Source organism: Sodalis ligni (genome assembly GCF_016865525.2).
GTDB classification, from domain to species: Bacteria; Pseudomonadota; Gammaproteobacteria; order Enterobacterales; family Enterobacteriaceae; genus Acerihabitans; species Acerihabitans ligni.
In genome coordinates, this window is the sequence record NZ_CP075169.1 from 4980903 (window position 1) to 4993819 (window position 12917).

General features: G+C 57.0%; 8 protein-coding genes and 1 riboswitch. Of the genes, 7 read left to right on the forward strand and 1 reads right to left on the reverse strand.

Translation table 11 applies throughout. The annotated features are described in order from the left end of the window. Positions 1-6: 6 nt before the first annotated feature. Positions 7-125, forward strand: a riboswitch (TPP riboswitch). A gap of 43 nt (positions 126-168) precedes the next feature. The 4 genes from thiB to GTU79_RS23295 all read left to right on the forward strand — a co-directional run bounded on the left by thiB (position 169) and on the right by GTU79_RS23295 (position 5327). Next, complete coding sequence (thiB, locus tag GTU79_RS23280) at positions 169-1149, forward strand: thiamine ABC transporter substrate binding subunit (protein WP_203523900.1); 981 nt, start codon at positions 169-171, stop codon at positions 1147-1149. Continuing rightward, positions 1125-2732 (forward strand): thiamine/thiamine pyrophosphate ABC transporter permease ThiP, encoded by a 1608-nt coding sequence (gene thiP, locus GTU79_RS23285; RefSeq protein WP_203523901.1) that lies wholly within the window; start codon positions 1125-1127, stop codon positions 2730-2732. The genes thiB and thiP overlap by 25 nt, the downstream gene beginning before the upstream one ends. Further along, complete coding sequence (gene thiQ, locus GTU79_RS23290; RefSeq protein WP_203523902.1) at positions 2719-3432, forward strand: thiamine ABC transporter ATP-binding protein ThiQ; 714 nt, start codon at positions 2719-2721, stop codon at positions 3430-3432. Before thiP ends, thiQ begins: the two co-directional genes overlap by 14 nt. 476 nt (positions 3433-3908) lie before the next feature. After that, entirely contained in the window at positions 3909-5327 is a 1419-nt protein-coding gene (locus tag GTU79_RS23295; protein ID WP_214513414.1) for a S8 family serine peptidase, read from the forward strand. An 86-nt stretch (positions 5328-5413) separates the two neighbouring features. Here GTU79_RS23295 and GTU79_RS23300 read toward each other — a convergent pair whose 3' ends face one another. Continuing rightward, positions 5414-6181 (reverse strand): DedA family protein, encoded by a 768-nt coding sequence (locus GTU79_RS23300; RefSeq protein WP_203523904.1) that lies wholly within the window; start codon positions 6179-6181, stop codon positions 5414-5416. Between the two features lie 229 nt (positions 6182-6410). On the opposite strand from GTU79_RS23300, the gene GTU79_RS23305 reads away from it, so the two are divergent. The 3 genes from GTU79_RS23305 (at position 6411) to rluA (ending at position 12730) form a co-directional block, all read left to right on the forward strand. Then, on the forward strand, positions 6411-8786 hold the full coding sequence (locus tag GTU79_RS23305; RefSeq protein WP_203523905.1) for a DNA polymerase II: 2376 nt from the start codon (positions 6411-6413) through the stop codon (positions 8784-8786). A gap of 337 nt (positions 8787-9123) precedes the next feature. After that, positions 9124-12030: an RNA polymerase-associated protein RapA gene (gene rapA / locus GTU79_RS23310; protein ID WP_132925931.1), complete on the forward strand. Its 2907-nt coding sequence runs from the start codon at positions 9124-9126 to the stop codon at positions 12028-12030. A 46-nt stretch (positions 12031-12076) separates the two neighbouring features. Beyond that, positions 12077-12730, forward strand: coding sequence for a bifunctional tRNA pseudouridine(32) synthase/23S rRNA pseudouridine(746) synthase RluA (gene rluA / locus GTU79_RS23315; RefSeq protein ID WP_203523906.1), 654 nt, complete (start codon positions 12077-12079; stop codon positions 12728-12730). Positions 12731-12917: the final 187 nt, after the last annotated feature.

A 12917-nucleotide genomic window follows, 5' to 3' on the forward strand; every position in this document is an offset into this window, starting at 1 on the left:
ATGAACGCGTTCTCAACGGGGTGCGATTTTTTCCGGCACTATGCCGCCGGTGAATTTCGCTGAGACCACACCCGTCGAACCTGATCCGGTTAATACCGGCGAAGGGATTTGAGAGCGCGCCGCGCTGCCTCAGAACTCCTTTGCCATACTTCTTTTCAGGAGCGCAACGTGATAAAAAAATGGTTACCTTCCCTTATTTTACTGGCTTCCATACCCGCATGGGCAAAACCCGTATTGACGGTTTACACCTATGATTCATTCGCCTCCGAATGGGGCCCCGGCCCGGCTATTAAAAAGGCCTTTGAAGCCCAATGCGGCTGTGAACTGAAATTCATCGTCCAGGAAGACGGCGTCGCGCTGCTCAATCGCCTGCGCATCGAAGGGAAAAAAAGCAGTGCGGATGTGGTGGTGGGGTTGGATGATAATCTGATCCAGGCCGCCCAGGATACCCATCTGTTTAAACCCCATAACGTGGATACCGCAGGACTTATCCTGCCCGGAGGCTGGCATGACGCTACTTTTCTGCCTTTTGATTACGGCTATTTCGCCTTTGTCTACGATAAAAACAAGCTTAAAAATCCCCCCGCCAGCCTGCATGAGCTTATCGATGGCCCGGCGCCGCTGAAAATCATCTATGAAGATCCCCGCACCAGCACCCCCGGACTGGGTTTACTGCTGTGGGTGCAAAAAGTCTATGGCGACGACGCGCCACAGGCCTGGCAACGTCTGGCGAAAAAGACCGTTACCGTGCCCAAGGGCTGGAGCGAGGCCTATGGGCTGTTCCTGAAAGGGGAAGCGGATATGGTGCTCAGCTACACCACCTCGCCGGCCTACCATATAGTGGAAGAGAAAAAGGATAATTACGCCGCAGCGTCCTTCAGCGAAGGGCATTACGTGCAGGTGGAAGTGGCCGGCCAACTGGCCGCCAGTAAAAATCCCGAGCTGGCGCAGCAGTTTATGCATTTTATGGTGACGCCGGCCTTCCAGCAGACCATCCCCACCGGCAACTGGATGTACCCGGTGATAAAGACTCCGCTGCCGGCCGGTTTTGACCAGCCGCCGCAAAAAACGCTGTCCTATACGCCGCAGGAAGTGGCGAAACAACGGAACAATTGGACCCAGACATGGCTGCGCGCCGTCAGCCAATAATCCCCCGCTGGCTGTGGCCGGGACTGTTGGCGGCCGCGCTGCTGGCCGCCATTGCGCTGTCGGCCGTCGGCGCGTTATGGATCAATGCCCCGGCCACCCAATGGCGGGATATGCTGACCGACGGCTATCTTCGCCATGTGCTGCGTTTTACCCTCTGGCAGGCGCTGCTGTCGGCGGTACTGTCGGTCTTGCCGGCGATTTTTCTCGCCCGGGCGCTTTTTCGCCGTCGTTTCCCCGGCCGCCTGCTGCTGCTGCGCTTTTGCGCCATGACGCTGGTGATGCCGGTGCTGGTGGCGGTATTCGGTATATTGGACGTTTACGGCCGCCAGGGCTGGCTGGCGCAGATAAGCGCGGCGCTGCACTTGCCTTATGGTTTCTCCCCCTATGGTTTGCCGGGTATCCTGCTGGCCCATGTCTTTTTTAACCTGCCGCTGGCGACGCGGCTGCTGCTACAGGGACTGGAAAGTATCCCGGTGGAACAGCGCCAGCTGGCGGCACAGCTCAATATCAGCGGCTGGAATTTTTTCCGGCTGCTGGAGTGGCCCTGGTTGCGCCGTCAGCTACTGCCGGCGGCGGCGCTGATTTTTATGCTGTGCTTCGCCAGTTTCGCCACCGTGCTATCCCTGGGGGGCGGGCCCGGAGCCACCACCATCGAACTGGCCATTTACCAAGCGCTGAGCTACGACTACGATCCCGGCCGCGCGGCGCTGCTGGCATTGCTGCAAATGATCTGCTGCCTGGGCCTGGTACTGTTCAGCCAGCGTCTGGCCAAGGCTTTTCCGGTGGGGGACACCCGGCCGTCAGCCTGGCGCAATCCCCGCGACAGGCACCGGGGAAGAATCATCGACGGGATCGTTATCGTCATGGCATTACTCTTGTTGCTGCCCCCCTTGCTGGCGGTGGTCGCCGACGGTATCAACCGCGACCTTGCCTCGGCCCTGGCCCGGCCGGCCTTATGGTCGGCCATGCTCACCTCGTTACGGATTGCCCTCGGCGCCGGCCTGCTGTGTATTACCCTAACGCTGATGCTGTTATGGAGCAGCCGGGAACTGCGGTTACGCCGTTCTTTATGGGGAGCGCAAATGCTCGACCTGAGCGGCATGCTGATCCTGGCGATGCCGGGCATTGTCCTGGCCGCCGGCTTCTTTCTGCTGGCCAATAACAGCGTCGGGCTACCGCAGTCACCCTATGGGCTGGTGATACTGACCAACGCCCTGATGGCCGTACCCTATGCGTTGAAAATTCTGGAAACACCGATGCTGGACGTGGCGGAGCGTTACAACCGTCTGTGCCTGTCCCTGGGCATCCGGGGCGCGGCGCGGTTAAACGTGGTGGAGTGGCGGGCGCTGCGACAGCCCATCGGACGGGCGATGGCCTTTGCCAGCATTCTTTCCATCGGGGATTTCGGCGTGGTGGCCCTGTTCGGCAACGAACATTTCCGCACCCTGCCTTACTACCTCTATCAGCAAATCGGCGCCTACCACAGTCAGGACGGAGCGGTGAGCGCGCTGGTCCTGCTGCTGCTGTGCTTTATACTGTTTTCCGTCATTGAAAAACTCTCGGAGTCCCATGATCCAGCTTGATAACGTGACCTATCTTTACCGTCATCTGCCGATGCGTTTCGATCTGCGGCTGGCGGCGGGTGAAAAGGTCGCGGTGCTCGGGCCGAGCGGCGCGGGGAAAAGCACGCTGCTCAATCTCATCGCCGGCTTTTTATCGCCGGACTGCGGCCGGATAGCGCTGAACGGCGAGGATCACAGTAACACCCCGCCCGATCGGCGACCGGTATCCATGCTGTTCCAGGAAAACAACCTGTTTGCTCATCTTACGGTGGCGGACAACATCGGCCTCGGCCTGCATCCCGGCCTGCGGCTCACCGCCGAACAACGGGATCGGGTGCAAGGCGTGGCGCTGCAGGTGGGGCTTGAAGACCTGCTACAGCGGTTGCCGGGCCAGCTCTCCGGCGGCCAGCGCCAGCGGGCGGCGCTGGCGCGCTGTCTGGTACGGGATCGGCCGATTCTGTTGCTGGACGAGCCGTTTTCCGCTCTGGACCCGGCGCTGCGCAACGATATGCTGCAACGGGTGGAGGAGGTCTGCAACCAGCGCGGCCTGACGCTGCTGATGGTATCGCACAATCTGGATGACGCCGTGCGCATCGCGCCGCGCACCCTGCTGATCGTGGACGGTCGTATTTATTATGACGGTACGACCCGTCCCCTGGCCTCGGGAGACGCGCCCGAGGCCGCCGTATTGGGTATCAAGCCCGGCGACGGCGGCAGATAGCAAGCAGGTAGCCATGGGCGACAAACGCTCCCGCTCCTCACGCTCGTCCGAAGGCCGCATGCTTGCATGCTTGCACGATTGCACGATTGCACGATTGCACGATTGCACGATTGCACGATTGCACGATTGCACGATTGCGGCAGGCTTGGTGATATTTTGGTGATATCGCAATTTTGCTCGCCAGATTATATGCTTATAATAATCAATATTATTGCCCAGGCACAACGGTCCGGCAATAATTAGCACTATGATTGGGTTAAATGACCGAATATGGCACTCTTGAAGCACTTCACATTATTTTCTTTCATTCATAATATGATCTGAAATGAGTGAAAGATTTTATGTATCTTTCATTTCCAATAATACTTGGAGCAGGATATACCGCTAAAAAATTTAGATAAAAATAATGCTTATCTTCTATAATTCATAGAGTTACATCAATATTTCTCGTTCGCCGACACCAGGATACTTAAATCATGTTAAATATCAATCACGGCAAAATAGATCACTATGCGCAGCAAGGTGTCGAATACCTCTATATCGTATTCAAGGTGTTAAAAAAAAATGGTAACTTTTGCACTTATCAAGCTGAAGCACAGCATATAAAAACATTATTGAATAGAAACATAACCACTTGCGATGTACATAAATTATTGGAAAAGACCGCTAGGTCTTATCCGGCGAATTCATCCGCCGTGGACGAAATTTATGGTTTTGATCGCTATTTTAAAGTTGTTTTGTCAGAGGTTAACCCCAGCGCTAATCATATCAATGCCATTTTACAGCTTATCGCCGAACAGGATTTTATAGAATTGGTCTATCCGGCCGGCAAACCTGTGGATGCCTCGGCAGGCATAAATTTTCACCATGATCCTCGCCAGCATGGTGATGGGTGCAATACCGAGTTCATTACGACCGATCTCATTATACCCAATTTTTATCAATACCAGTATTACCTCAGTTCGCCGGCATATAGGACGGGCAATTATAAGATAGGCGGAATATATGTGCATGGCACCTGGGGGACACTTGGCGGGGGTGGAAGTTATGTCACCATCCTGTCACACGAGTTATCCGCTTGGGATACCAGCCACGTCAATTTGCCCCATGAGCGCGCGTTTGTACAGGGAGCGGCAAACATTGATTTTCATGATACCGCTTCCGTCGGCGTGGCGGCAGCAAGGTTTTTGCCGACGGCGACAATGAGCGGGATAGTGGGAATAGCCTATAACGCCCGGGTCGCCTACGCGGCTTGGCCGATAGAAAATATCTATAATGCCTACTATCAGCTGGATGCCGGAGATGTGGTACAAATGGGCATACAGCTCATCGGCGGAACAGAAACGGGGTGTACGGCTGATTGTTATGTCCCGCTGGAGTATAACAATGCCTATTATGATATTATCCGGGCATTAACCGATAAGGGCGTTCATGTTATTATCGCCGCCGGCAACGGGGCGATAAATTTGGATCATGCCGCCTTTAACGGCAAATTTAATCGGAACGTCAGGGATTCCGGCGCAATTTATGTGGGAGCCATCGACCCCACCACCGCGAGACGCGCTTCCTTTAGCAATTACGGCTCGCGTATCGACAGCTCCAGTTGGGGCGCGTACGTCGTCACGACTTTTTACGGCAGCGGAAATCTTTTCAATTATCCCAATGCCTGGTATATCAACAACTACGGCGGCACGTCCTCCGCCAATCCCATTGTCGCCGGCGCCGCGGCCAGCCTGTCTAGTATCGCCAAAGCGAATAACCGGTCGCTCCCCCCCAGATTACTCAGGCAAATATTCACCGAGACAGGTACGGTATTCCAGAATAACGACTCCCTCATCATTGGCACCCAACCCAATCTGTCTGCGGCTTTATCTACTTTCAAAACCATTTCCTGACGTTTTGCTTCATCAACCCGCAAAGGCATATCAATAACAGATATGTCTTTTGCTTATTATGAAGCGACATGAAATCGCCAACATAATCAGAAGCTGAGTACTTTGCAAAACTGAGCGGCATAAACCGGCATCAGCGGATGGCGGATTAACGCCGCGATGACCGCCGCCGTCCCCAGGATGCATAACGGCGTCAGCCAGCGCAGCCTGCGCAAAGGCAGCAGGCGGGCCGCCGGTCGCGTGGATATTTTGTGGCTGCGGCGCCAGCGCCAGATTAGCCAGCCGGTAAGCCAAAATAGCAGCGCCACCGTCAGCAGCAGGGCACGGAATCCGCCGGTATGCTGGCCGTCGGGGATATTGATGGCCACACCCGCCAGGATGCCCGGCATAAAATAGGCCGGCGGCCAGGTCAGGCAGCCAATGATATTGGGCAGCGCAAACTTCAGCGGCGGCAGATCCAGCATGCCGGCCACCATGGGCACCAGCGGCCGGGTGGGGCCGACAAAACGGCCGATCAGCACCGTCATCAGGCTGTGCTGATGCAAGGCATATTCGGTCTTGTTGAGCATGGTGCGGTGTTTTTTTAAAAAAGACCATCTCTTCAAGGGCTTTTTAAAACCATGACCGAGAAAGTAGGATATCCAGTCGCCCAAGAAGCATCCCACAATGCCGGCGGCCCACGCGGGATAAAAACCCAGGGCGCCGCTGCCGATCAGCGCGCCAAGCGTCGCCATCATCACCGTGCCCGGCAATAACAATCCCACCAGGGCCAACGACTCCAAAAATGCCACCAGCGCAACGACCAATAATGTAACAGCCAAAGATATCGTGGTTAAATGCTGTAAAAAGGCTTCCATAGCCCCCTCTTGTTTATCAAAGCTGGCGGATTGTCAGTGCTCTTGTCCACAGCGTCAATCACTCATTTGTATAAATATTTGGCAAAATCAGATTATAACCTGGCCGCTGGACAATGACTGTATGAATAATCATACTTATTAATGATGCTTCTATAGTGAGCTTGTTGACAAGATGCCCGCGCTCGACAGGCTGGTCGTAGGCTAAGCTTTTTGAGGAAAAACAGACCCGATGTCAGAACCCACCCTGCCCCGCCAGGGTTTTGTACTTACCCGTCATTGGCGCGATACCCCCAAAGGTATCAGCGTTGACTTTTGGCTGGCTACCGACGAGGGGCCGCAAAAAGTCAGTTTGCCGCCGCAGCAGGCGGTAGCCTTTATGGCCACCGGGTTCGCCGAACAGGCCCGGTCCTTTCTGGCCGCCGTGGAAGGATGCAGCCTGCGGTCCCTGGAGCTGCGAGATTTCCACCGGCGGCCGGTGACGGCAGTCTATTGTCGCCATTACCGGGATATCGGTCGTCTGGAAAAAACCTTCAAAGAGGCCGGCATTCCTCTATATGAAGCAGATATCCGCCCCCCCGAGCGTTATCTGATGGAGCGGTTTATCACCGCACCGGTCCTGTTTGACGGTCGCGGGCAAGACGACGGTACGCTGATCGATGCCCGGTTGAAACCGGACGCAGGCTATCGCCCCCGGTTAAAAACCGTCTCGCTGGATATCGAAACCAACCGTTTCGGCGAGCTGTACTGTATCGGGTTGTACGGCTGCGGGCAGCGGCAGGTCTATATGCTGGGGGAACCTCCGGCGGAACCCGTCACCTGGGCCGACGGCTGTCTTGAGTATGTGCCGACACGCGGCCAGCTTATCGACCGGCTTAACCTCTGGTTCGTCAACCACGACCCGGACGCTATCATCGGCTGGAATGTAGTGCAATTCGATCTGCGCGTCCTGCAGCAGCAGGCGGAACGCCACCACCGCACGCTGCGCCTCGGACGCGGGGGGGAAGCCCTGGAATGGCGCGAGCACGGCATGAAAGCGGGCCACTTTTTTGCCGGCGCCGCCGGCCGGCTGATTATCGACGGTATCGAGGGACTGAAGTCCGCTTTTTGGCAATTTACCTCCTTCAGCCTGGAAAACGTGGCTCAGACCCTGCTTGGCGCGGGTAAAGATATCTCCACCCCCTATCAGCGCATGGATGAGATAGACCGCCTGTACCGCGAAGACAAACCGGCCCTGGCGCGGTATAACCTCAAGGATTGCGAACTGGTGGTGCGGATTTTCGAGCATACCCGCCTGCTGGCGTTCCTGCTGGAGCGCGCCTCGGTCACCGGCCTGGCGGCGGACCGCAGCGGCGGTTCGGTGGCCGCGTTTACCTGGCTGTATCTGCCGCGCATGCACCGCGCCGGTTACGTGGCCCCCAACATGGGGGATATCCCGCCGCAGCCCAGTCCCGGCGGTTATGTGATGGACTCCCGGCCGGGTTTGTATGATTCGGTGCTGGTATTGGATTACAAGAGCCTTTACCCCTCGATTATCCGTACCTTTCTCATCGACCCGGTAGGTTTGATCGAGGGCATGGCGCAACCTGAAAGCGACCAGACGGTGGCCGGTTTTCTCGATGCGCGCTTTTCCCGTCGCCACCACTGCCTGCCGGGCATCGTCAGCGAACTCTGGCTGGGCAGGGAACGCGCCAAGCGGGATCACAACCAGCCCCTTTCCCAGGCGATGAAAATTATCATGAACGCCTTTTACGGTGTATTGGGCGCGCCGGGATGCCGTTTTTTTGACGCCCGGCTGGCATCAAGCATCACGATGCGCGGCCACGCCATCATGCACCAGACGCGAAAACTCATTGAAGAGCAAGGCTATCCGGTTATTTACGGCGATACCGATTCCACCTTTGTCTGGCTGAAGCAGGCCCACGATCGCGGTGCCGCCGATGCCATCGGCCGCCAAATGGCAAAGACCATCAATCAGTGGTGGCAAACCCATTTACAGGAAACCCTGGGTCTGGAAAGCGCGCTGGAAATCGAATATGAAACCCATTTCAGCCGTTTTCTGATGCCCACCATCCGCGGCGCCGAGCTGGGCAGCAAAAAACGCTATGCCGGACTGGCGCAAACCGAGGAAGGCGACCATATGGTATTCAAGGGATTGGAAACCGTTCGCAGCGACTGGACGCCGCTGGCCCAGCAGTTTCAGCAGCAGCTTTACGAGCGCATATTCCGCCGCCAGCCCTATCAGGAATTCGTGAGGGATTTTGTCCGCCGGACCCTGGACGGCTCACAGGATCACCTCTTGGTGTATCGTAAACGCCTGCGCCGCAAATTAAGCGAATATCAACGCAATGTGCCGCCGCAGGCCCGCGCGGCAAGGATCGCCGACGAGTATAATCGACAGCATGGCAGGCAGCAGCAGTACCAGAATGGCGGCTGGATAAGCTATATTATCACCGCCCAGGGACCTGAGCCCCTGGAGATACGCCGCACCGCGCCGGATTACAACCACTACCTGACCAAGCAGTTACAGCCGGTGGCGGACGCTATACTGCCTTTTGTTCGGGATGATTTTGCTACGCTTATATCGGGTCAAATGGGTCTGTTTTAAGCGTAAAAGCGAATATTGGTAGGTGACGCAGCGGCATCTATCCATTAACATAACGCCTTTTCAGACCTCAACGCTAACCCTTACCGAGTTTAACGCCGTGACCTCAGGCCAGCGCCAGCCACGGTAAGCCGCGCTATACCCTAACTAATTCAAGTTGCAGGAAGGCGGCAACGCAGCGACAAATCTGCAGGGAGCAGATTTGAACGCTGCTTGCGGCGGCCCCGAAGGGGCGAGGTTCATGGACGAGCCGAGTAACAAAACCAACGCATCTGCGACTTAAAGTATGACGGGTATATTGCCGGTAATTTTGCCTAACATAACACCGAGCCGAGAATTTATGCCTTTCAAATCAGGTCAACGCTGGATCAGCGATACGGAAAGTGAATTGGGATTGGGAACCGTGGTTGCCGTGGATAACCGCATGGTCACCCTGCTGTTTTCCGCTGCCGGTGAAAATCGTCTTTATGCCCGGGCCGATGCTCCCGTCACCCGGGTCATTTTCAATCCGGGCGATACCGTAACCAGCCATGAAGGCTGGCAACTACTGATAGAATCCGTGGAGGAAGAGGACGGCCTGTTAACCTATATCGGCACCCGGTTGGATAGCGGCCAGGCCGACACCGTGCTGCGGGAAGTGATGCTGGACAGTAAACTGACCTTCAGCAAACCGCAGGACAGACTGTTTGCCGGGCAAATCGATCGAATGGACCGGTTCGTCCTGCGTTATCGGGCGCGAAAATTTCATAGCGAACAATTTCGCCAGGCCTGGAACGGTTTACGGGGCATCCGCGCCAACCTGATCCCCCATCAGTTGCATATCGCCTCGGAAGTGGGGCAGCGTTACGCGCCGCGGGTTTTGCTGGCGGACGAAGTGGGCTTGGGCAAAACCATCGAAGCCGGCATGATAATCCATCAGCAGTTGCTCACCGGCCGCGCAGACCGCGTGCTGATCGTGGTACCGGAGTCATTATTGCACCAATGGCTGGTGGAAATGCTGCGCCGCTTCAACCTGCTGTTTTCCCTGTTTGACGAAGAGCGCTACGCCGAAGCGATGCAGGACAGCGAGAATCCCTTTGAAACCGAACAGCTGGTGCTGTGTTCGCTGGACTTTGTGCGCCGCAACCATGAGCGGCTGGAAAAGCTGGCCGACGCTGAATGGGATCTGATGGTGGTGGACGAAGCCCATCATCTGGCCTGGAGCGAAGAGGCTCCCAGCCGGGAATACCAGGTGATCGAGCAGCTGGCCCGCAGTATTCCCGGCATCCTGCTCCTTACCGCGACGCCCGAACAGCTGGGGCTGCAAAGCCACTTCGCCCGCCTGCGGCTGCTGGATCCCGATCGCTTCCATGATTACGCCGAATTCGTGGCGGAACAGCAGCGTTACCGGCCGGTGGCGGATGCGGTCACCCTGTTGCTTAACGGCAAGGATTTAACCGACGAGGCAAAAAATCTGCTGGGGGAAATGCTAAGCGAACAGGATATCGAGCCGCTGCTGGCGGTGACCAACGGCGACGATACGCGCGCCCGCAGCGCCCGCCGCGAGCTGACGGCCATGCTGATGGATCGCCACGGCACCAGCCGGGTGCTGTTCCGCAATACCCGGCAGGGCGTTAAAGGCTTTCCGCGCCGGCTGCTGCATCAAATCAAGCTGCCGCTGCCGGCCCAATACCAGACCGCCATCAAAGTGGCCGGCATCATGGGGGGCAAACAGGCGCCGGATGAGCGGGCGCGCAATATGCTTTACCCTGAACATATTTATCAGCAATTCGAAGGCCAGAGCGCCACCTGGTGGAACTTCGACCCCCGCGTTGAATGGCTGCTGGAATTCCTGCTGCAGAACCGGCAGGAAAAAGTACTGGTGATCTGCGCCCACGCCGATACCGCCCTGCAATTGGAACAGGTGCTGCGGGAGCGTGAAGGCATCCGCGCCGCGGTATTCCACGAAGGGCTGTCCTTACTGGAACGGGACCGCGCCGCCGCCTATTTTGCCTCGGAAGATGACGGCGCCCAGATCCTGCTCTGTTCGGAAATCGGCTCCGAAGGGCGAAATTTCCAGTTTGCCCATCAAATGGTGATGTTTGATTTGCCGTTTAATCCGGATTTGCTGGAGCAGCGCATCGGCCGGCTTGATCGCATCGGCCAGACTCATGACATCGAGATTTTTGTACCCTATCTTGAGCAGACCGCCCAGGCGATATTGATCCGCTGGTATCATGAAGGATTGGATGCGTTTGAACATACCTGCCCCACCGGCCGCGTCCAGTACGATCAAGCCTACGCCACCCTTATCGGCTATTTGGGCGAACCGGCGCAGCAGGAAGGACTGAACGAATTTATCCTTGAATGCCGCAAACAGCACGATCGGCTAAAGCTGCAATTGGAACAGGGACGCGATCGCTTGCTGGAACAGCATTCCAACGGCGGCGAACAGGCCCAGGCGCTGGCGCAAGCCATTGCCGCGCAGGACAGCGACCCCCAACTGGTGAATTTCGCCCTCAACCTGTTTGATATCGTAGGCATCAATCAGGAGGATCGCAGCGACAGCCTGATTGTCCTCACCCCGTCGGATCACATGCTGGTACCGGAGTTCCCCGGCCTGCCGGAAGAGGGCTGCACTATTACCTTCAACCGCGAGCAGGCGCTGGCCCGGGAGGAAACACAGTTTATCAGTTGGGAACATCCCATCATCCGTAACGGCCTGGATCTGGTATTATCCGGCGACAGCGGCACCAGCGCGGTATCGCTGCTGAAAAACAAAGCGCTGCCGGCGGGCACCCTGCTGGTGGAATTGATCTATGTGGTTGAGGCATCGGCCCCGAGAAAATTGCAGCTGAACCGTTTTTTACCGGCAACCCCCATCCGGCTGCTGCTGGATCAAAACGGTAACGATCTGGCATCGCAGGTGGAATTCGAACATTTCAACCGGCAGCTCAACGCCATAAAACGCCATACCGCCGGTAAACTGGTGAGCGCGGTACATCAGGAAATACACAAGCTGTTGCAAAAAGGCGAAGCGCTGGCGGCCGAACAGGCCCGCACCTTAATCCACAGCGCCAGGCAGCAGGCGGATGAGAGCCTGAGCGCCGAGCTTAACCGCCTGGAGGCATTGAAAGCGGTGAACCCGGCAATCCGGGAAGACGAGCTGGAGACGCTGGCGTATAATCGCGAGCATGCACTAACCCAACTGAATCAGGCCAACTGGCGGCTGGACGCCATACGCCTGATTGTGGTCACCGATCAATAATCGTTGCGGGGTCTGGGGCGCCGCCCACAGACCCCGCCGGAGCCCCATGGAACCCTATAATCCCCCGCGAGAGCCCTGGCTGCATATCCTCTATCAGGACGCGCACATCATGGTGGTGAACAAACCCAGCGGTTTACTGTCGGTCCCCGGTCGCGCTGAGGAGCATCGGGACAGCGTAATGTCCCGTATTCTGGCGGAATTTCCACTGGCGCAAAGCGTGCACCGGCTGGATATGGCCACCAGCGGCGTGATTGTCGTGGCGTTGACCAAAGCGGCGGAACGGGAACTCAAACGGCAGTTTCGCGAACGGGAACCGAAGAAAAGCTATATCGCCAGGGTATGGGGACATCCGGCTTTACCGGAAGGCCTGGTGGATTTGCCGCTGATCTGCGACTGGCCGAACCGGCCCATGCAAAAGGTGTGCTTTGACACCGGCAAGGCGGCGCAAACGCATTACCGGGTATTGTCCTGTGACGACGACGGGACGGCCCGGCTATTGCTGATGCCCGTTACCGGCCGCTCCCATCAGCTGCGGGTGCATATGCTGGCGCTGGGACATCCCATCCTCGGCGATGGCTTTTACGCACCGCCCGAGGTCAAGGCCTTGTCAGACCGCCTGCTACTCCATGCGCAGGAACTCTCCATCACCCACCCGGCCTTTCACACGCCTATTCATTTCCGCTGCGAAGCGGATTTCTAACCAACTGCCCCACAGCAGAGTAGGCCCGCGATCATCGATCGTGCAACGAACCTGTTAAAGGGAGACCGTGCTGATGGGGTCGAAGCGGGCGTGGTTTTACCGCCCGCCAGAGCGCCCCACAGCGCGGTAGGCCCGCGATCATCGATCGTGCAATGAGCCTGTTAAAGGGAGACCGTGCTGATGGGGC

Coding starts and splice junctions, on each gene's coding strand:
- thiP (WP_203523901.1), top strand. CDS start 1,125: ATGGCTGCGCGCCGTCAGCCAATAATCCCCCGCTGGCTGTGGCCGGGA.
- thiQ (WP_203523902.1), top strand. CDS start 2,719: ATGATCCAGCTTGATAACGTGACCTATCTTTACCGTCATCTGCCGATG.
- GTU79_RS23295 (WP_214513414.1), top strand. CDS start 3,909: ATGTTAAATATCAATCACGGCAAAATAGATCACTATGCGCAGCAAGGT.
- GTU79_RS23300 (WP_203523904.1), bottom strand. CDS start 6,181: ATGGAAGCCTTTTTACAGCATTTAACCACGATATCTTTGGCTGTTACA.
- GTU79_RS23305 (WP_203523905.1), top strand. CDS start 6,411: ATGTCAGAACCCACCCTGCCCCGCCAGGGTTTTGTACTTACCCGTCAT.
- rapA (WP_132925931.1), top strand. CDS start 9,124: ATGCCTTTCAAATCAGGTCAACGCTGGATCAGCGATACGGAAAGTGAA.
- rluA (WP_203523906.1), top strand. CDS start 12,077: ATGGAACCCTATAATCCCCCGCGAGAGCCCTGGCTGCATATCCTCTAT.